Genomic DNA, 20,221 nt, shown 5'->3' on the forward strand with positions numbered 1-20,221 from the left:
TAGGCTTTGCAAGCAATTTACTACCACTCTATGACAGCGGTCTGATTATTGCTACTGTAAAAACAGAGCCAACTTGTTTATATTGACAACTTAATCGGAGTTGGGTGATCGAAATGAAAAAGCTAAAATCAGGGATTCTTTTATTTACGTTGTTAGTCGTATTTGCCGCACAGGCTCAAAAGTTAACTGGGCATTCTGAAATGGGTGAATACACAATTGATATAAATCCTTTGCGCGGTATATCTGGAGCATCTTACATATCGTTCCAAAATGTTGCTAATGACCTGCGTATTTCAACCGAAAAGCAATCTAATTATGATGTTATCACTATCACTTTAAATACAGTTCCTCTACTTATATTTGAAGCAATCGAAAATAATGAACTTGTGCTAAAAGAGGCAACAGGTAACAAGCAATGGCCTTTTTTAATTGATCAAGAAAAAGCAAAATCTTATGTTGGTAAGCCATATGCTTACACAGTAGATAGTTACAAAAAAGCGGCTGAAATTTTTGCCGAATTATTGTCTGCGGTAAGTAAAAGAGAGTTGGGTATAGGTGAAAAAATAATTTGGTACCGTGGAGCTGTTTATTACGGGCAATTTATTCATAAAGGCCCCAATGGTGAAGGCAAGTTATATGATTACAAAACCAATCAATTATATTTGAGTTGCGATCGGTTTATAGCTGGTTTATGTCAGGGCGAAGGCGAACAATATGATGTGACTATCCCCACTATAATCTATCGAGGAAAATTCGTTGACTCTGAGCGAGATGGTAAGGGTAAAGAATGGCTAAAAGATAAAAGCTTTTTAGTCGGAAACTACAAAGCAGGAAAAAAAGCAGGCCCATTCGTTCAAACCTTCAAAGAAACAAAAGAAGAATATGGGTTTATAGCAAAAGGAAACTATAAAAATAATAAGAAAGATGGTGTTTGGCATTACACGTTTGATAGTGGTAAAGAAGTCCAATACTTATATGAGGCTGGTAAGTTAGGCTCAAAAACAATTATAAAAGAGGCACCATCACAGCTTAACGAGCCAAGTAACGAAGCTATAAACATGGCTATTTTGAAACCTATTTTTCGTAGTCTAGAAACAATCAATGAAGAAATGGAGTTATTGAATTTCATTAGTGAAGCCTTTGACAGGTCAGGTCAAAGATATAATAACGTATCGGCAAAAGCATCAAGACTAGAACTAAAACCGTATTTGGAGCATATTATGTACTTTTGGTCCCACGCAATAGGGGACTCAGAATCGGAATTAGCGAAGGCATTGAAAATTGCACAAGAGGCTAAGTGCCAACATACGGTAAAATATATTGAACACCTTCAGTATATTAATCGCGATCTATGGGAAAAGACGGATGATTTATACACAAGGACTAAAAATTTTCTTGATAATAGTAAGAAGGACGACGACGAATTTTATTTCAATTATGCTGTAGACGCTATTGAGCCAATTATTTCAGGCATTGATATTTTTATTTGGAAAATAAAAGATGCGAATAAGAAACAATATTTATGCCGAGCAATGGAGAAAAATGATAGTCAAACCAAAAATAAGACAAAGGCAACAGTTTCAAATGGGAATAACAAAACAAGTACGCACACTCCCAAAGAAGTCGTCGCTTTATTCTTAAAAGCGTTGTTTGAAAACGAAGACAAAGTTAAAGCAGAGACATTTATTTCACCATCTTTTGTACGCAAGATTAAGGCAATTAATTCAAGTGTATTATTAAACGGCTATGCAACATCGCGCTATGAGTTATCTGGTCAATCTGGTAAAAAAGTTGTTGTTAAATTGTATTTACTAAAAGATTCGAAGCGTTTGTATAATGAGTTGACTTTCTCTTTAGAACAAGAAAACGGACAATATTATATTAAGCCCAATATTAGAGATTATGACCGCGGGGATTATTATAGTGCCTGGGTAAATTTAGAGCGAATAGAAGAGTAAAGGAGCCGCAAGTCTGTTTACGAGGTGTAAATAGACTTGCCAAGTATTTGCAACACTCACCTTAGGTAGGCTGGCTAAAAAGCAAAACGCACGCCTACGTTAAACGTTGTGATTTTCCCGAATTCGTAGCCTGTTACCAGTGCCATGTTGGGAAGGAAGTTCCAACGTCCATTCACACCGAAAAGGACATCTGATTCGAAGGGGTCAGAACCACTAGAGGCTACACCCCCAACTGCGGTATAGCGCGCATGACCCTGAAGATGAAATGTCGGAGTTGCTAACCAGATAACACCAATCTCTGACCCGACGCCGCTATCGTCAGCGTCGATATCAAGATTGAAATCTTCAACGCTCGCATCTTTTAACTCTAGCTGGTCAAGACTCAGGCGACCATAAAAAGCCAACGCTTTTGAAACATTGTATTGATAACCAACACCAATGCGCCAACGGACCACATCATACTCACCTGTAGCAGTGTTGACGTCATTACGGATTTCCAGTTCTTGGCCGAGAGATGCATACTCACCAAACAGGTGCATTTGATTACTAAACTGCCATGCACCGCCAATGAACACACCACCATCGGCATCACTCTCTATGTCTAGAGGGTCACTTCCCATGACCGCTCCGGATGTCTCTATGTCATTGACAAAACCACCGATAACTCCTCCCTCGATGTAGGTGAAGCCGATATCGTTTGCTTGCGCCATGGCACTGTTAAATGAGATGGTAAATATAGCTAAAACCAATAGCAAAGCTGAGTTGATCTTCATTTTAATGTCTCTATTGTTTGTAAGAGCATAAATGAGTTCTGCTCTTTTCTTACCATAATTATAGGTAAGTTCTTGCAGAATAGCTCAGTTAACTTCTGTTAAAGTTTTTTAATCTCTGCCGTTGCAGCATTTTATCGCCAATTGAAAATAGGCATAATATCGCAAAATCCAAGAGTTGCCTGTCCGGAAGCTGCCTCACTGGCATCTAACGAAAACCAACTTGTTAGTCAATAATTAATCTTTCACTACATTAGGACCCGAAGTTAGTACTGATTTTTTGAAAGTATATTTAAATACATTAGTCGGTGAATTCACTTCAACGTCAATATCAGAAAAAACATCAGCGTTTCCTTTTATTAAAATGGCATTATCAAGCTCTTTAACTACATGCAAATCTTTTTTGATTAACTCTAATTTTACAGTTTCAATACTTACACCTAAAGGCAGAACAGGAACACTTTGCATTACTGCCATTAATAAGTCTTTATTTGATACAGAATTGTTCTTGAATCTAATTCTCGCAGCATCAAACTCTTCAGCTGAAATTTCAATAACTTCTTCGTTATCTTGCTGAATTCTTGTAGAGCAACCAGTTAAAATAAACATAACCAACAAAATTGAAATAAGTAATTTACACATAAACACCTTAAGTACTTATAACACTAACTTAAGCGGTAGTTGACCGCTCTTGTCAAATATCCGTCTTCAAGTTTTTTGTTAACTTCCTTGTTAGTCAGAACCTCCTTCTCCGCTGCCAAAACCGGAATCAACACTCGGTGAGCTGCCACTAGGTTCTCCATAGGGTGAATGGCCTCCTTTATAGGGCTTATTAGCCTGATCATTACTATCGTTCAGGGAATAAATTAAAATAGCACCTATTATCGGAATTACCCATACTATTATTGATTGTGAACATTTTTGAAAAACATCTAAATCATCCCGTCTAAAACATAAAGCGGAAACAAATATATTAATTAGCGACAAGACAACGCTACCGCCGACTATATAATAAAAGTCCATATAAAACCTCCAGTGGGAGTTAACACCAATTTAAGCGACGTTTTGGCGCTCTTCCAAAATGTCCGTGTTCAAATTTTTTAGGCATCTCTGTGCATTCGCTCTAAGCTTGGTTGACGTGATGTGCCATGCCTCATTGGAATATCTAAATCATGAACATTATTTGGCCTAATTACAACAACACTGATGACCCCGCTATTATAGTTTCGTAGCTCGACTTTGCCATTCATAACAAAGTCTATAAATTCAACTTCATCATTTAATCTAAAGTTATCAGGGCTACTAAATACAATCAAAATGTTGTTACACGTTCTCGCTTCGACACTGTCGTGTTGGCTACTCGTGCGAATAACTCTAGCTTTCATAGGTGCCTAACGCATCGAATCAGCGACCAAAGAGTCTGTTTCCGCTGACCTGGAGGAGTACCGCAGGCAATCTTAGCCAATATTAGCGGATGACATAGTACTTCGTCATTCTTTAGTAAGTACACGAGGCCATCATTTGTAGCTTTAAAATGGGCTACCCAAACAGAGGTATCTACCAATACCATTTTCACCCCCTCTGTCTGGGAATATCTTCCATTTCAGGTCTTTTTCCACCAAGCGCTACTAGTCTTTGTGCTGCCTTAACTCGCACGAAAGTTTTCATCGCTTCTCTTATCACACTGGCTTTATCGCTATTTGGTTCGCAGGATTGCGCTGCTTGCGCAAAAAGTTCATCTTCAATACTGACTGTTGTTCGCATAATATACATCACTTGTATTATAGTTGATGACTTACTGTATCATTATTGATGAAAAACGTAAGGTGGAAAATCTTCTATATCATTAGAATCAGTCGCTAGACATCCAATAACGCTCATAGCCCATACATCTAACACGTTATTTGAAACTTCCCACCGTCATCACCGCGAAGGCGGTGACCTTGTAGTGGTCAAGTCATTTTGGCCACGGGTTTATAAAATTGCCAGTACCTTATTTCCGATTCATTTGGGGTCAAATCACCGTTATATGAATGAGGTCTAATATTGCTATAGTAACCAATAATGTAGTCATTAATTCTATGTTTGGCTTCGCTAAAATTCTTGTAACCAGTTGTCGGTATCCATTCCGTTTTTAAACTTCTAAAAAATCTTTCCATTGGGCTGTTGTCCCAACAATTTCCGCGCCGACTCATACTCTGCTTGATCTGATATCGCCAAATTAATTGTCTAAATTGACGACTCGTATAATGACTCCCTTGATCGCTGTGAAACATCACATTGCTCGGTCTCCCACGGCTTTCAAATGCCATTGTTAACGCCTGACATGTCAGGTTGCTATCAGGCGAATGGCTCATTGCCCATCCGACTGGTTTTCTTGCAAATAAATCTAATACTACCGCCAAATAAGCCCAACGAGAGCCTGTCCAGATATACGTCACATCGCCACACCACGCTTGATTCGGCTCGGTAACAGCAAACTGCCTATCCAATATATTTGGAATAGCTACATGCTCTTGTCCTGACTTTTTGTATGCATGTTTTGGTATCTGGCAACTCACCAAATTAAGCTTACGCATGATATTGGTAGCTCGATAGCGAGTTAGCGGAAAACCATTATTAGTAGCCATCACTGCAATGGTTCTTGCGCCTGCTGAGCCATTACTTTCACGATGAACTTCTTTCACCTGGCTATGTAACTTGGCTACTTCAGGCGGCAGCCGTTTATCTCTTTTACGCCAATACTTAAATGTGCTGCGATGGACTCCAAATACCTCGCACAGCAGTTTTATTGAATAACGGCGTTTATCGCTCTGACTCAGTTTCTCGACTAGCGAGAGTTGTTCATGGAGTCCGACATCAACAGAGCGGTAGCCTTTTTTAGTATCTCCTTCTCTAATTCAGCGCGCTCTAGACGCTTCTTTAGGTCACGGATTTCAATTTGCTCTGGCGTCATTGGTGTTTGTTTAACCTGCACACCACGGCGCTCTTGCTTGAGCTGTTTCACCCATTTACTGATAGTCGATGGCGCAACATTCATAGCTTTTGCGGCTTCTTCTTGACTATAGTTTTGATCGACTACCAATTGTGCCGTTTCAAGCCTAAATTCTGGGCTGTAAGTAGGTCGTTTACTTTTCTTCATATTTGTCACCTAATCTTGCTATGCTTGTAGCATAACATTTCTTGTTAGGTGGCCAAATTCACTCTACCACTACATTGTTGACGATCTGTATTGTCTAATGGCTTAGGAAAACCATAATTTGGATGCCACGCTCTTACTCTATTTGATTTTTTTGAAATTAATTTCTGGCTCGTGATGCTGACCGACGCTGCGCGTCTTTGGTAGATTTTTAAAGTTTGCTCACCCTTCTCTGCATCGCTAATACCTATACTGCGAATGGGAAACGTCCAGCATGGACCTTGCGTTGCACTTGTTCGGGATACGTTGGAGCCATTTTCGAAAAAGTGTTTCCATTGATGTATAGGAACTGATTTGACAGGAAAGTCAATATAAGCCTGCCCACCTCCTCCAGTTTCCATTCCGGGAGGTTTGTTGATATTAAAAAAATCAGCTTGTGTAAGATGTCGATATATTATACTTTTTACGGAGGTCATTTTGATTATAATTTGATGCTATGCTTGGGTTGATACGAGAATAACTTCAATCAAATCAATAAGTCAAGGTATCTTCGTATTATAGTTTTGATGAAACTACTAGGTTGTAAGCGAGCAAGAAGATAATCAAACGAGTCAAATGACCATAGTGTTTATACAACGTATAGTTTGAAAATCACAATCTTTAGTGGAATTCCCAAATGATAATAAGAGCTCCCAGTCTATGATATTGACCGTCCATTAAATCAGTAGATGCTATTCTTATTTAAAAGAAACCACTAAAAAGTAGTTATGGGTATCGATATTGGTTGTTACAATTTCTTCATAAAAGTAATTAAAATAGTATAAAAGGGCCTTTCGGCCCTTTTCACAATCTTTATTTAATTCACAAACTTTATTTATCGTTCACAAACTTTATTTCGATCTCACACTATTCCAAAACATCCCTATAACTATCCAAATCCGGACAACTACAAATCAAGTTCCTATCGCCAAACACATCATCAATACGATTCACCGTTGGCCAAAACTTGTCTGCCGCTACGGCGGGTACGGGGTAAGCGCCTAACTGGCGTGAATAGCCACGGCTCCAGTTATCATCAATCATATCCGCTAGAGTGTGCGGGGCATTGTGCAGTGGGTTGTCGGTGGCATCCCATTCACCGCTTTCTACTTTGGCTATTTCTTGGCGTATGCATACCATGGCTTCAATAAAGCGGTCTAGCTCGGCCTTTGCTTCTGATTCGGTTGGCTCTATCATAAGCGTGCCGGCTACCGGAAAGCTCATTGTTGGCGCATGAAATCCATAGTCGTTTAAACGTTTAGCAATATCTACCTCGGTCACGCCCGACGCGTCTTTTAATGGGCGCAAATCCACAATACATTCGTGGGCAATGCGGTCGTTGCGGCCGGTATAAAGAATTGGGTACTGCCCTTCTAGCTTTTTGGCAATGTAGTTGGCGTTTAAAATAGCCACTTCAGTTGCTTTTTTAAGGCCTTCGCTACCCATCATTTTGATGTACATATAGCTAATTGGCAATATAGACGCACTGCCCCAAGGGGCAGCAGAGACTGCGCTGTTGTCACCTAAATCATCATTAGTACCGGCTGCTTTTAGCTTCACTAAACTGTGGCTTGGCAAAAATGGCGCAAGGTGTGATTTTACGCCTATTGGCCCCATGCCTGGTCCACCACCGCCGTGGGGAATACAAAAGGTTTTGTGTAAGTTAAGGTGCGACACATCACTGCCAATTAGGCCTGGCGATGTAATGCCTACCTGGGCGTTCATGTTAGCGCCATCTAAATATACTTGGCCACCAAACTCATGAATAATATCGCATATCTCTTTAATGGTTTCTTCGTACACACCATGAGTCGACGGATAAGTAACCATGGCGCAAGCTAGCTTGTCTTTTACTTCTTCTGCTTTTGCGCGAAGGTCAGCTAAATCAACGTTTCCTTTGGCATCGCAATTTACCACCACCACTTTTAAACTCACCATTTGTGCCGATGCTGGGTTAGTTCCATGAGCAGATTGCGGTATTAAGCAAATATTTCTATGGCTTTCACCGCGGCTAGCGTGATAGCGCTGAATAGCTAACAACCCTGCATATTCGCCCTGCGCGCCCGAGTTAGGCTGCATAGACAACGCATCATAGCCGGTTACATCAATCAACCAATCACTTAGCTCATCGAGCATTTGGGTATAGCCTTGTGCTTGTTCAAGTGGCGCGAAGGGGTGAATTTGCCCAAACTCTGGCCAGGTTACGGGGATCATTTCAGCCGTTGCGTTTAACTTCATGGTGCACGAACCCAATGAAATCATTGAATGGTTTAAAGCCAAATCTTTGTTTTCAAGGCTTTTTATATAGCGCAGCATTTCTGTTTCAGAATGGTAGCTATTAAATACCGGGTGGGTTAAATATTCTGAACTACGTACTAAAGATGCCGGAATAGACTCGCTGCCATTGGCAATAATGCTGGCGTCTAAGCTAGCCACATCAAGGCCATGCCCTTCACCTAAAAGAACATCAAATAAATCAACAATATCTTGGCGTGTGGTGGTTTCGTCTAACGAAATCCCTACTTGCCCATCAAGATCGCTGCGCAGGTTCATTTCTTTAGCGAGTGCTGCGTTGATAACCGCTTCTTTATTTTCTACATTGACACAAAGGGTATCAAAGTAGCTTGTATGCGCTAAGCTTAAGCCTTTTTGCGTTAAGCCCGCAGCTAGTATGTCAGCAAAACGATGAATACGCTCAGCAATGGCTTTTAAGCCTTGCGGGCCATGGTATACCGCATAAAAGCTAGCCATATTGGCCAGCAATACCTGAGCAGTACAAATGTTAGAGTTGGCTTTTTCACGGCGTATGTGTTGTTCACGCGTTTGCAATGCCATGCGCAGCGCCGTTTTACCACGAGTATCTTTCGACACCCCAATAATGCGGCCAGGTAAAGAACGTTTATAAGCATCGCGCGTGGCGAAAAAGGCAGCATGAGGACCACCATACCCCATAGGCACACCAAATCGCTGTGCACTACCAAGGGCAACATCAGCGCCTAACTCGCCCGGCGGTGTCACTAAGGTGAGCGACAACAAATCAGTAGCAACCGCTACTACGCCTTTATTAGCCTGCACAGCAGCAATTGTGTCGCGAATATCTATAAGCTCGCCGGTGCTTGTTGGGTACTGTAGCAAGGCACCAAATACGTTAGCATTAGGGGCATCGTTTATGTCGCCATAAATGAGTTCAAAACCAAACATATCGGCGCGAGTTTTTAGTACGTCCTTCGTTTGTGGATGCACATCATTTGCAATGAAAAACGCATTCGACGCTTTATTTTTTGATACACGCTTTGCAAGTGCCATGGCTTCGGCTGCCGCAGTGGCTTCATCAAGTAATGATGCCGAGGCCAGCGGTAAAGCCGTTAAATCAATGGTAGTTTGTTGAAAGTTTAAAATAGCCTGCAGGCGACCTTGGGCAATTTCAGGCTGGTAAGGGGTGTAAGCGGTGTACCAGCCTGGATTTTCAAGCACGTTGCGCAAAATAACGTTAGGCGTCAAGGTGTTCGAATAACCCATACCAATATAGGAACGGAAAATTTTGTTTTGTTTGGCAACGGCTTTTAGTTCGGCTAGAGCAACTTCTTCGCGCTGAGCTTCGCCTACTTTTAAGCCATCAGAGCGGATGCTGGCTGGCACGGTTTGCTGCATTAAGTCATCGAGTGATTCTGCGCCCACAGCACTTAGCATATCGGCAATTTCTTGCTGGCCTGGGCCTATATGACGGCGAATAAACTCATCTTTATTTTCAAGTTCTAACAGTGTTGACTGTCCAGCGACTTTAGCACCCACATTCATAAACATTTACCCTATTCAAACAAACCCTTTGACGCATCACGCGTTGTGCGAATGCGCCAAAGCACTTTTTATAAAACAAAAAAACCTGTTGCTTACCCATTAGGTAAACAAACTATTCTACTCTTCAGACATACTTTTGCGTCAATTCGTAAAACGCACCCTTACAGCAAGAGCGCCTGCGAACGCTTACTCGTCTTCTATCACGCCAGCGTATGCTTCAGCGTCAAGTAAACCTTCAACTTCGTCTGGATCTTCGGCCTTAATTTTAAACAGCCAACCTTCACCAAAAGGGTCAGAGTTAACAAGCTCTGGTGAGTTTTCTAATTCTTCATTTACTTCTATAACTTCACCGGTGATAGGTGCATATACGTCAGACGCCGCTTTTACTGATTCAGCTACTGCGCAGTCTTCACCCGTGGTCACACCGTCGCCAACGTCAGGTAAATCTAAAAACACCATATCGCCTAACAAATCCTGAGCGTGCTCAGTAATGCCAATAGTAAACACGCCGTCGCCATCATTACGAACCCATTCGTGGGTAGTTGCGTAACGTAAATTTTCTGGGATATTGCTCATAGTCATTCCTAATTGTATTTGTTGTGGTTTTACTAATTTCTATTTGTGTCTGCAAAAGTAAACGCGCTTATTCCTGCGCTCTTACAGAACACTTTTACCGTTACGCACAAAACTGGGTTTTACTACTTCTACGTCTACCCATTTCTTACGCATTTCTACTTGTACTGTTGCGCCAATTTTAGCACCTTCGCCAGCAGGAACTCGTGCCATGGCAATACTATGGCCCAAGGTTGGTGAAAAAGTACCCGAGGTAATTTTACCTTCACCATCGGCGGTTTTAACCGCCAAACCCGCACGCAACACGCCTTTATCTTTAAACACTAAGCCAACAAGTTTTTCAGTCCCTTGGGCTTTTTGTTCGGTTAATGCTTTGCGGCCCATAAAATCGCGATCGGTGGGTTCCCAGCTAATTGTCCAGCCCATATTCGCGGCTAGTGGTGATACTGTTTCGTCCATGTCTTGGCCGTAAAGGTTCATTCCTGCTTCTAAGCGAAGTGTGTCACGTGCACCTAATCCGCATGGGCTAACGCCAGCCGCAATCAAGGCATCCCAAAATTCGATTGCTCGCTCTTTTGGAACCATAATTTCATAGCCCGTTTCGCCGGTGTATCCGGTGGTGGCAATAAATAAGTCTTCGGCTTGCACACCGTAAAAAGGTTTCATGCCAGCAACGGCTTCTTTTTGTGCTTCACTAAACAAGGTAGCGGCTTTTTCTTTTGCATTTGGGCCTTGCACTGCAATCATGGCAAAAGCGTTTTGCTCGGTTACGCTCACATCAAAAGGGGCAGCGACTTTATTTAGCCAGTTTAAGTCTTTCTCTTTGGTTGCTGAATTTACTACCAAGCGATAATTTGTCGCGTCAAAGTGATACACAATAAGGTCATCAACAACGCCGCCGTCTTCATTCATCATCCCGCTGTAAAGCGCTTTGCCTTTGTCGCTAAGTTTAGCTACGTCGTTGGCCAATAAATAACGCAAATAGTCTTTTGCCTGCGGGCCGGTTACATCAACGATGGTCATATGCGATACGTCAAACATACCGGCATCGCGTCGTACGCTGTGGTGTTCTTCAATTTGAGAGCCGTAGTTAATTGGCATGTCCCAGCCAAAGAAATCGACCATTTTAGCCCCAGCAGCAAGGTGAGCGCTGTGTAATGAAGTGCGTAAAGACGTGTTGTTCATGTAATACCCCAAGTTATTTGATGCAAAGAGTATAGATACACAAAACAAAAGGGACAAATTAAAAGATTTTATACTTACATTAATAATTCTTATATATTAAGCTCTTTTTATTAACTAATTTAATATGCAAAAGGCAAGCGTGATGCTTTTACAGCCACGTTAGCGCCTCTATGCACACTATAAGTTTTGGGCTATGAAACAACTTTCCTTAGACGTTTTAAGAACCTTAGTAACCATCGTAGATGTGGGCAACTTTAATCGTGCGGGCGAGATTTTAGGCCGTTCACAACCTGCAATTAGCTTACAAATTAAAAAGCTCGAAGGGCAAGTTAAACGCAAACTATTTACCAAAGTTGGCCAAAGCTATCAAATTAATAACGATGGAAAATGGCTGTATAACAAAGCGAAACAAATGCTGGCCATTAACGATGATATCTTTCGTGAACTCAGTAACGAAACCCTGCGCGGTCGCCTACGCTTAGGCATTCCAAGCGAATTTGCATCGGCACTATTACCCAGCATAGTGGGTGAGTTTTCACAGCGCTACCCTGATGTATCATTAGATGTGACCTCGGCGCTAAGTAAGCATTTATTGTCAAATAACAACTCCCCGCATTTCGATTTACTGCTTGTATTATTGCAACCTAACACCAAAGCTAAAAATGCCAAAGCGCAGAGCGTACAGCTTGGCCAAAATGAAAAAGCCTACTCCCTAGCCGATATGGAGATTATTCGCGAAGATGACCTGGTCTGGGTGCGCGACCCAAACCGCAGTTTGCCCAACGATACGCTACCACTGGTGCTCGCCCCCGACGGTTGTGTATACCGAAGCCGCGTAATAGCCGAGCTTAAACAACAAACCCAACCGTGGAAAATAACCTACACCAACCCAGATTTTTATGGGCTGATGGCGGCAATTAAACAAGGTCTTGGGATCACCGCCCTCGCCCGCTCTATTGTTCCTGACGAACTTGAAATTATTCGCGATAAACGCTTGCCAAAATTAGGGCGCATAAATATTTGTCTTATCAATCAAGACACGCAACATCCCCAGGTTAGCCAAACCTTGTCTAGCTTTATTAAAGCCTCTATCAAAGGGTCAGGTTCGTTTAAATACCTAAGTAGCAACAAGTCAACATAGCCTTGAAGTTTACACCACCACGATAGCAGCAATGAGGAAGGTGGCAGCAGAAAACGCGCAGAGGGTAGCCGTCGCATCAATATTCAAAAATGCGGCAAATGAAACACAAAAAAGGAAGCGAAAGCTTCCTTTTTTGGTAGTCATAATTGCAAACCAACTAAGACAGTACTAGTAATTCAAAGCTAGGGTTTACCCTAAGCCAAATTATAAAACGTATTTAGCTGAGAATTGTAAGTAGTTAGAGCTTTTATCTACTTCATCCATTTCAAAATTACCTATTTCTACACCAACAGAAAGTTGTTTGGTATAGCTTTTGAAAAGGTTCACTGCTACATGATTTCGCTTAGTATCGGCTTCCTCAGCGTCTGTGCTCCCATAAAATATATTAGAACGAAGGTCGTCACTCCAAAAATGACGATAAGCAACCATAAACGACTTCGTGGTTTCCACTTCTTCACCAACTAAATCTCTTGCAGCAACTGCACCTACGTAACGACCTGTGTTTCCACCATGTATCTGAAAACGGAAATCGTCTTTGCCTGTAGTGTTAATACGACCAGCAACACCAAAACCCAAGGCCGATTCAGAATTTCCACCAACGGTGTTTAACTGACGTGCCAAACCCGCTACTGAAACGTTACCCCAATCACCTGAAAAGGTATATTTAGCAATTACATCAGGAATTATATCTTCGCTGCTGTCGCCTTTGTCTGAGAAAGGGTTTTCCACAGACACTTGTAAAGCACCACTTGTATAACGAATTTGCCCTTGTCTAATAAAAGCAGTCGCATTTAACGGACCACCAAAGTCAGCGCCTTCTGCAATCGCGCTTGTATTTACGAATGTAGACCAAGTTTGACCAATTAAGATATTCTTATATTGGATAAAAGCGTGGCGTATTCTTGGGTGTGATGAATTCGAGACAATTTGATTGCCCTCACCGCCGTAAAAATCCATTTCAATAAATCCAGTAACATCGCCATGGATATATTTAGCATTAAAACGCGTTTCATTTACCGAAAACTTGGTAGTATCAAGACCTTCCGTCACTGTACCGAGGCCAATCCAATAATCGTTGTTGGTTACTGTAGAGGAAACATCGCCACTGATAGTACGAATGTCACCCTTGATATAACCACCAAAAATGATTTTATCATCGTCAGACAAGTCGATGGTATATCCTGCATTAGAGGCACCGGCTATAGATAACATACCTGTAGCTAGTAATAATTTACTCTTATGAAAAAGTGAGTTTTTAGACATGTTTATGTTTCCATTTTGTTGTGTGTGTATGTTGTGTTAAGTGCTTAAAGCTTAGCTTGAAGCGTTAGAATGCTGTAATATCTATACCTATGTTTCACATTAAATTATCTGTAAAGCAAAGCGTGAAAATTTTGTTAAACATTTGTGATATCAAAGGTAGGTCGAATTAACAAAAAAGGAATTAGACCTAAGTCTGAGACTGAAAATATCGCCTTAGACTTTAGTCGGAAGCCCTACATTAAATAAATGTAATCAATAATTGCGCTTTAGTTGACACAAAAAGTGATCACAATGGGGAAGAAAAGAGTTCTAATTGCTTATAGATACATTATCAGAAATACTCTATTTTATATTTCAAACTTATATGGAAGTACTATGTTAATTAGCTTACGCAGCGCGCTTAAGACAAATACAGGCTTGGCGCTACTTATTTCATTGACGATGTTTTCAAGCCTAGCCAATGCTCAATGGCGAGGTGCCGACGAGCCCAAATTAGTTACCGTCGAAAGACTAAGCTTTGAATATGAGACCACCACCATAGAAGCGGTGGGGACTGCTCAAGCAAAACGTTCTGTAACACTCTTTCCTAGCGTATCTGATGAAGTGACAAGCGTGGAGTTTGTCCCTGGACAAATGGTCAAACAAGGCGATATTTTGCTTAGCCTCGACAGTCGCCTGCAAGATGTAGATTTAGAGCGTACATTAATTCAGCTAAATGACGCCAAGCGGAATTATACGCGGGTAAAACAAAGTCTTGCGAAAGGTGCTGTTACCGAGCGCGAATTAGATGATGCTGAAACGCGAGTTAAATTGGCCGAAGTTGCCCATCAAGAAGCAAAAGAAAACAAAGAAAACCGTTTGGTCCGTGCGCCCTTTGATGGCGTTGTAGGCCTAACCGATGTTGAAGTAGGCGACAGAATCTCACCACAAACGCAAATTACCACAATCGATGACCGCGAATCCCTATTTGTTAACTTTTTAGCGCCCGAACTTGCCGTCAGTTTTTTGATGAACAAGCCCGATGTCAGCTTACAACCTTGGACCGACCGTACAACCCGCTTGAACGCGAAAATAGCGGAGTTAGATTCACGCGTAAATGAGCAAGACAGAACCATAAAAGCGCGCGCCCTACTCGATAATTCTCTTGACCAATATCGTCCGGGCATGAGCTTTAGGGTAATCGTAAACGTACGTGGCGAACGTTATGTTGCAATACCCGAGGCTGCCTTATCATGGGGCGCGAATGGTGCATTTGTGTGGTTAGTAGAAAACGAGAAAGCTAAACGAGTGCAAGTAGAAGTAGAACAGCGACTGCGGGGGCGCATTTTGGTGTCGGGCGAAGTTAGCGATGGCGAAATTTTAGTGGTTGAAGGCATACAAAGTTTGCGTGAAGGTCAAGCGCTCACCATTCAAAATCCTCGCGACATCAACCTGCCTGAAACCCGCGTAAGCAAAACAAGCAGCAAGCAAGAGGTTGCAGGCTAATGTTTAAAAACACTTTGTTTAAGGACGATCTTCCCTCACTGTCGATCAGGCGCCCTGTTTTAATTTTAGTCTTAAACTTATTGATTATTACCGCTGGTATAGCTGCTTTGTATGGACTTGAAGTGCGCGAGCTACCCGATGTTGATAGACCTATCATCACCGTGTCTGCAAATTATCCTGGCGCTGCTCCTGAAACCGTTGATTCTGAGGTTACCAGTCGATTAGAAGGAGCGGTAGCGAGAGTCAGCGGCGTTAAACAAATTAGAGCTAGTAGCGAAGAAGGCAACAGTCGAGTTCGCGTTGAATTTAGACCCGGCATTAACATTGAAGATGCAGCAAACGAAACCAGAGAATCGGTCGCAAGAGTTGAACGAACATTGCCCAACGAAGTTGAAAACGTAGCCGTAATAAAAGCAGACAACGACGCTCAAGGCGTTGTCAATATTGCAATATCGAGCAATAAACACGATTTAGAAACCCTTACTGATATTGTTGAAACTGATTTAGCACCTTTATTTTTAAATATCCCAGGCGTTGCAGACGTAAGCCTTGATGGTGACCGCCAACGTGTTTTACGTGTTAGCGTGGATAATTTACGCCTAACTAGTTATCGCTTGTCTATTTCTGACGTAGCTGCCGCTTTGGCAACGGCTCCTTTTGACGTGCCTGCAGGTAGTATCCGTTCAACTGACCAACAACTCATTGTACGCGCTGATGCAACCTCGGTAAGCGAGCAAGATGTTCGCGATATTGTTATTGACGGCGATGTTAAAATTGGCGACGTTGCCAATGTTTATTTTGGCCCTGCAGACTTACGCAGCATTGTACGCCTAGACGGCACACCTGTTATTGGCTTGGGTATAATACGTCAAGCCCGCTCAAACACCATTGAGATTTCTGATGAAGTACTATCTATGATTGGCGGCCTGCGCGAACGCTTCCCCGACCTTGAAATGACCGTTACCTCTGACGATGCCAAGTTCATCCGAGACTCTGTTGACGAAGTACTCCAATCCCTTGTATTTACCATTGGACTAGTCATCATTACTTTGTGGGTGTTTATTGGTAAATTTAGAGCCACCCTCATCCCAGCACTGGCAATTCCAGTATCGCTTATCGGTTCATTAGCCTTGTTGTGGGCTTTTGGTTTTTCAATAAACATTCTTACCCTGCTTGCGCTAGTACTTGCCACCGGCCTTATTGTTGACGACGCGATAGTAGTGTCTGAAAACATCCAGCGCAGGCGAGCCGCAGGAATGGGCGCAAGGGCAGCGGCGGTAATTGGCACGCGCGAAGTATTTTTTGCTGTGGTCGCCACAACGGCGGTCTTAGTGGCGGTTTTTGTGCCTATCGCCTTTTTGCCTTCAACTGCCGGCAAACTATTCCGAGAATTTGGTGGCATATTAGCGGGCAGCGTTATTATTTCATCTTTTGTTGCTTTGTCGCTGGTGCCGGCGCTAACGGCTAAGATACCTGCGATTGATATGTCAAAGCAGAAAAAGCCCAATATGCTGGCTCGATTTGGAGGCAAATGCGTTAACGGGTATGAGCATGCATTACACTTCGTACTTAAGTTTTCTGTGCCCGTCGTTGTACTTTGTTTGTTAATAGCAACGGGGTCATACTTTGTATTTAACAATTTAGAAAACCAATTATTGCCCACTGAAGATAGAGGTGTTGTACGAATATTTGCGCGCGGCCCAGATGGTACGGGCGTGAATTTTATGGACAGGCAAGCATTAAAAACCGAAGCTTTGTTACTACCGAATATTGACCAAGGCGAAATTGAGTCAATTTATACGGTGGTTGGGCGCTGGGATCCAAATATTTTGTATATCACTGTGCCTTTAGTTGATTGGGAAGACAGGGAACGTTCACAACAAGACATTATTGATGAATTAAGGCCAATGCTATCGCAAGTAGCCGGGGCACCTGGCCGTGCCTTTGGCGCGAATAGCCTAAACTTACGAGGGTTTGGGGGCGGTTTTGAAATGGCCCTAACCGGCGACAACTATCTTGAAATTTATGAAGCGGCCTTAGATTTTGCAAAAAACATAGAAGATAGCATGCCCGAGCTTGGACCCGTTGAAGTATCTTACGAACCAAACCAGCCCCAGCTTAGGGTGAATATCGACCGCGCTCGCGCGGAAGAGTTGGGCGTGGCGTTCTCAGATATATCGCGCACCTTACGCGCAGCAATTAACGGTGACGACATTGTTGATTTAAATGTGGGTGACCAAGCCGTACCTATTATTCTTGAGTCAGATACGCGCAACGCTCTCGACCCAGCCAGTCTACTCAATCTTTATGTAGGTTCTCGCTCGGGTAATTTAGTGCCATTATCAAGCGTAGCCTACGTAAGTGAAGAAGGCGTGGCAGCAGAACTTGAACGCCATGCCCAGCGCCGCGCCATAGAGCTTGATATGGACTTGCCTAGCGAAGTCACTATTGAGCAGGCCGTAAACGCGGTCCGCGAGATTGCTAATGACACCCTTCCTGCAGGCATCGGCCTCGTCTTTTTAGGCGAAGCACAAACCTATCAAGAAACAAATCAAGAAGTTATGCTCACCTATGTGCTCGCCTTTTTGATAGTACTTTTGGTGCTTGCCGCGCAGTTTGAAAGTTTTAATAGTGCCTTTGTGGTGATGTTAACGGTACCATTTGGTATTGCCGCTGCTATTTATGCCCTGTACTTAACCAATACTTCCGTCAATATTTATTCGCAAATAGGCTTGGTCATGCTCATTGGCTTATTAGCGAAAAACTCGATTCTACTTGTGGAGTTTGCCAACCAACTGCGTGATACGGGCATGGAAGTTAAAGAAGCCATAATAGAAGCTGGACGAGTGCGCTTACGCCCAATAATGATGACTTTGGTTTCTACAATATTAGGTGGTTTACCGCTTATTTTATCCTCGGGCGCTGGAGCTGAAGCGCGCAACGCGATTGGCTGGGTTGTATTTGGCGGTCTTGGTTTAGCTGTTGTCTTTACTTTATTCTTAACCCCAGTGCTGTATTATGCCTTTGCGCGTTTAAGTAAACCCAAAGCTGATGAAGCTAATCGCCTAAATGAAGAATTAGAAGCCGCAGAGCAACATCTTTAGTTGCTTTGCTCATTCTTCACAAAATAAAGCGTAGCTATCTTCTCTTAAATTTTCAATAGGACCAATAATGCAATATGATTTTGTACTGTTTGATGCAGACGAAACCTTATTTAGTTTTGATATAAAGGCAGGTTTAAAAACCGTTTTTGCCCGTTACGATATTGATTTTACAGGTGCCGATTTTAGTCACTACCAGCTCACTAACAAACGCCTTTGGCTAGAATACCAAGAGGGTAAAATCAGCCCAGAGCAATTACAAGTTACTCGCTTTAATGAATGGGGTGAAAAGCTTTCAATAGACCCTCACCAACTTAACAATGAGTTTTTAGATGCCATGGCAGGTATTTGTGCCCTGCTTCCAGGTGCAGCTGAACTTTTAGACAAATTAAAACCTAGAGCAAAAATTGGCATTGTGACCAACGGCTTTAACCGCATGCAACAAAAGCGTATTGAACATACGGGTTTGCATGGCGTGTTTGATTATTTGGTTGTATCTGAATTGGTTGGAAAACCCAAACCCTTTAAAGATATTTTTGACCACACCTTTACTTTGATGGGCCAGCCCAGCAAAGACAAAGTATTAATGGTAGGCGATACCATTAGCAGTGATATTTTAGGCGGGCAAAACGCAGGAATTGATACTTGCTGGCTGCGCCACCCTGGTGTTGAAAACAACACTGACATTGCGCCCACCTATACGATTTCCCACCTAGATGAGCTGCACGACATTTTGTCTTTGTAAGCTATCGCCCATTATCGCAATGGGCGATCTAATGCTTGTTAGTCGTTGCTATGCAAACTATCGTTTAAGCCACCCCAAAGCGAGGCGTCGGTAACGATTGCTTCAACCACACCGGTTTGGCTGTTACGACGATATAACAAACCAGACTTACCTGAAAGCGCTTTGGCTGACACAACCGTACCATCAGGTGTTTTCACTTTTGTACCCGCGGTAACATATAGGCCCGCTTCTACAATACATTCATCACCCAATGAAATACCAATACCGGCATTAGCGCCAAGCAGGCTGCGTTCACCAATAGAATTGATTTGCTTGCCGCCGCCAGATAAGGTTCCCATGATAGAAGCGCCTGCCCCTACATCAGAATTTTTGCCCACAACAACGCCTGGAGTCACGCGGCCTTCAACCATAGAATCACCAAGTGTGCCAGCATTGAAGTTAACAAAGCCTTCATGCATTACGGTAGTTCCCGAGGCTAAGTGTGCCCCTAAGCGGATTCGGTCAGCATCGCCTATTCTTACGCCCGGTGGGATAACGTAGTCGGTCATGCGCGGAAACTTATCGATAGAGGTAATGGTCAAGTGATGATGCTCACCACTAATCGCACTGCGTAATTCGTCTACTCGACTTGGTAGGACTGGCCCCGCTGAGGTCCACGCAACGTTATTCAACAAACCAAAGATCCCATCTAGATTTTGTCCATTGGGTTTAACCGCGCATTCAGACAACAAATGTAAGCGCAAATAAGCTTCTTCTGCAGAGGTGGCTGGCTCGTCTAGAGATTCAATATCGACAGTAACGAAATCACTTTTTATCACACCTACTTTTTCGGCAAGGCAACTTCTACTTAATTTTTTATTATCTCGGGGAAACCAAACATCAAGCGTTTTACCTGATTGCGCGTCACTGTATTTATGTCCTATACGACTAATTTTCATTTTTTACCTTTTAAAAGAAGTGTGGTTGTTTGAATCTGCTGGGTATAAAGGCGTTATTGCAAGGCGCATCGCCACCTTCAACGAAA

18 protein-coding genes are annotated in these 20,221 nt (G+C 42.6%); 5 read left to right on the forward strand and 13 right to left on the reverse strand.

Annotated elements, in window-relative coordinates; all coding sequences use genetic code 11:
- Nucleotides 1–113: 113 nt before the first annotated feature.
- Entirely contained in the window at nucleotides 114–1,958 is a 1,845-nt protein-coding gene (locus AC0L6H_RS20000) for an MORN repeat-containing protein (protein ID WP_473391094.1), read from the forward strand.
- A 74-nt stretch (nucleotides 1,959–2,032) separates the two neighbouring features.
- Here the strand turns inward: AC0L6H_RS20000 and AC0L6H_RS20005 are convergent, their stop codons facing one another.
- The 10 genes from AC0L6H_RS20005 to gcvT form a co-directional block, all read right to left on the reverse strand.
- Nucleotides 2,033–2,731, reverse strand: a complete 699-nt coding sequence (locus tag AC0L6H_RS20005; protein WP_473391095.1) for a hypothetical protein — start codon at nucleotides 2,729–2,731, stop codon at nucleotides 2,033–2,035.
- A 234-nt stretch (nucleotides 2,732–2,965) separates the two neighbouring features.
- Nucleotides 2,966–3,370, reverse strand: a complete 405-nt coding sequence (locus tag AC0L6H_RS20010; RefSeq protein ID WP_473391097.1) for a hypothetical protein — start codon at nucleotides 3,368–3,370, stop codon at nucleotides 2,966–2,968.
- Between the two features lie 90 nt (nucleotides 3,371–3,460).
- Nucleotides 3,461–3,751 (reverse strand): hypothetical protein, encoded by a 291-nt coding sequence (locus AC0L6H_RS20015; RefSeq protein WP_473391098.1) that lies wholly within the window; start codon nucleotides 3,749–3,751, stop codon nucleotides 3,461–3,463.
- Nucleotides 3,752–3,828: 77 nt separating this feature from the next.
- Entirely contained in the window at nucleotides 3,829–4,113 is a 285-nt protein-coding gene (locus tag AC0L6H_RS20020; RefSeq protein WP_473391099.1) for a hypothetical protein, read from the reverse strand.
- A 187-nt stretch (nucleotides 4,114–4,300) separates the two neighbouring features.
- The gene (locus AC0L6H_RS20025; protein WP_473391101.1) at nucleotides 4,301–4,492 is read right to left on the reverse strand and encodes a type II toxin-antitoxin system VapB family antitoxin; all 192 of its coding nucleotides are present in this window, start codon (nucleotides 4,490–4,492) and stop codon (nucleotides 4,301–4,303) included.
- 188 nt (nucleotides 4,493–4,680) lie between these two features.
- A protein-coding gene (locus tag AC0L6H_RS20030; protein WP_473391102.1) for an IS3 family transposase occupies nucleotides 4,681–5,870 on the reverse strand; the annotation gives its coding sequence in 2 pieces (ribosomal slippage) (nucleotides 4,681–5,612 and nucleotides 5,612–5,870; 1,191 coding nt in all).
- Between the two features lie 44 nt (nucleotides 5,871–5,914).
- Nucleotides 5,915–6,268, reverse strand: coding sequence for a hypothetical protein (locus AC0L6H_RS20035; protein WP_473391103.1), 354 nt, complete (start codon nucleotides 6,266–6,268; stop codon nucleotides 5,915–5,917).
- Between the two features lie 505 nt (nucleotides 6,269–6,773).
- Nucleotides 6,774–9,704, reverse strand: coding sequence for an aminomethyl-transferring glycine dehydrogenase (gcvP, locus tag AC0L6H_RS20040; protein WP_473394600.1), 2,931 nt, complete (start codon nucleotides 9,702–9,704; stop codon nucleotides 6,774–6,776).
- 186 nt (nucleotides 9,705–9,890) lie between these two features.
- On the reverse strand, nucleotides 9,891–10,280 hold the full coding sequence (gene gcvH / locus AC0L6H_RS20045; RefSeq protein WP_473391105.1) for a glycine cleavage system protein GcvH: 390 nt from the start codon (nucleotides 10,278–10,280) through the stop codon (nucleotides 9,891–9,893).
- An 81-nt stretch (nucleotides 10,281–10,361) separates the two neighbouring features.
- Nucleotides 10,362–11,462 carry a glycine cleavage system aminomethyltransferase GcvT gene (gene gcvT / locus AC0L6H_RS20050; protein ID WP_473391106.1) on the reverse strand — a complete coding sequence of 367 codons (1,101 nt, stop codon included), beginning with the start codon at nucleotides 11,460–11,462 and terminating at the stop codon, nucleotides 10,362–10,364.
- Nucleotides 11,463–11,655: 193 nt separating this feature from the next.
- Between gcvT and AC0L6H_RS20055 the strand changes: the two genes are divergently transcribed.
- Nucleotides 11,656–12,603 (forward strand): LysR family transcriptional regulator, encoded by a 948-nt coding sequence (locus AC0L6H_RS20055; RefSeq protein WP_473391107.1) that lies wholly within the window; start codon nucleotides 11,656–11,658, stop codon nucleotides 12,601–12,603.
- Between the two features lie 9 nt (nucleotides 12,604–12,612).
- On the opposite strand, the gene AC0L6H_RS20060 is transcribed toward AC0L6H_RS20055, so the two are convergent.
- Nucleotides 12,613–12,747: a hypothetical protein gene (locus tag AC0L6H_RS20060; RefSeq protein ID WP_473391109.1), complete on the reverse strand. Its 135-nt coding sequence runs from the start codon at nucleotides 12,745–12,747 to the stop codon at nucleotides 12,613–12,615.
- 60 nt (nucleotides 12,748–12,807) lie between these two features.
- Nucleotides 12,808–13,866, reverse strand: a complete 1,059-nt coding sequence (locus AC0L6H_RS20065; RefSeq protein ID WP_473391110.1) for a DcaP family trimeric outer membrane transporter — start codon at nucleotides 13,864–13,866, stop codon at nucleotides 12,808–12,810.
- Nucleotides 13,867–14,241: 375 nt separating this feature from the next.
- On the opposite strand from AC0L6H_RS20065, the gene AC0L6H_RS20070 reads away from it, so the two are divergent.
- The 3 genes from AC0L6H_RS20070 (at nucleotide 14,242) to yjjG (ending at nucleotide 19,197) form a co-directional block, all read left to right on the forward strand.
- Nucleotides 14,242–15,351: an efflux RND transporter periplasmic adaptor subunit gene (locus AC0L6H_RS20070; protein WP_473391112.1), complete on the forward strand. Its 1,110-nt coding sequence runs from the start codon at nucleotides 14,242–14,244 to the stop codon at nucleotides 15,349–15,351.
- Nucleotides 15,351–18,455, forward strand: coding sequence for an efflux RND transporter permease subunit (locus tag AC0L6H_RS20075; protein WP_473391113.1), 3,105 nt, complete (start codon nucleotides 15,351–15,353; stop codon nucleotides 18,453–18,455). The genes AC0L6H_RS20070 and AC0L6H_RS20075 overlap by 1 nt, the downstream gene beginning before the upstream one ends.
- A 67-nt stretch (nucleotides 18,456–18,522) precedes the next feature.
- Nucleotides 18,523–19,197: a pyrimidine 5'-nucleotidase gene (gene yjjG / locus AC0L6H_RS20080; RefSeq protein ID WP_473391114.1), complete on the forward strand. Its 675-nt coding sequence runs from the start codon at nucleotides 18,523–18,525 to the stop codon at nucleotides 19,195–19,197.
- A gap of 38 nt (nucleotides 19,198–19,235) precedes the next feature.
- Here yjjG and AC0L6H_RS20085 read toward each other — a convergent pair whose 3' ends face one another.
- Nucleotides 19,236–20,135, reverse strand: a complete 900-nt coding sequence (locus AC0L6H_RS20085; protein ID WP_473391116.1) for a DapH/DapD/GlmU-related protein — start codon at nucleotides 20,133–20,135, stop codon at nucleotides 19,236–19,238.
- Nucleotides 20,136–20,221: the final 86 nt, after the last annotated feature.

Source organism: Glaciecola sp. G7-5 (assembly GCF_055808975.1).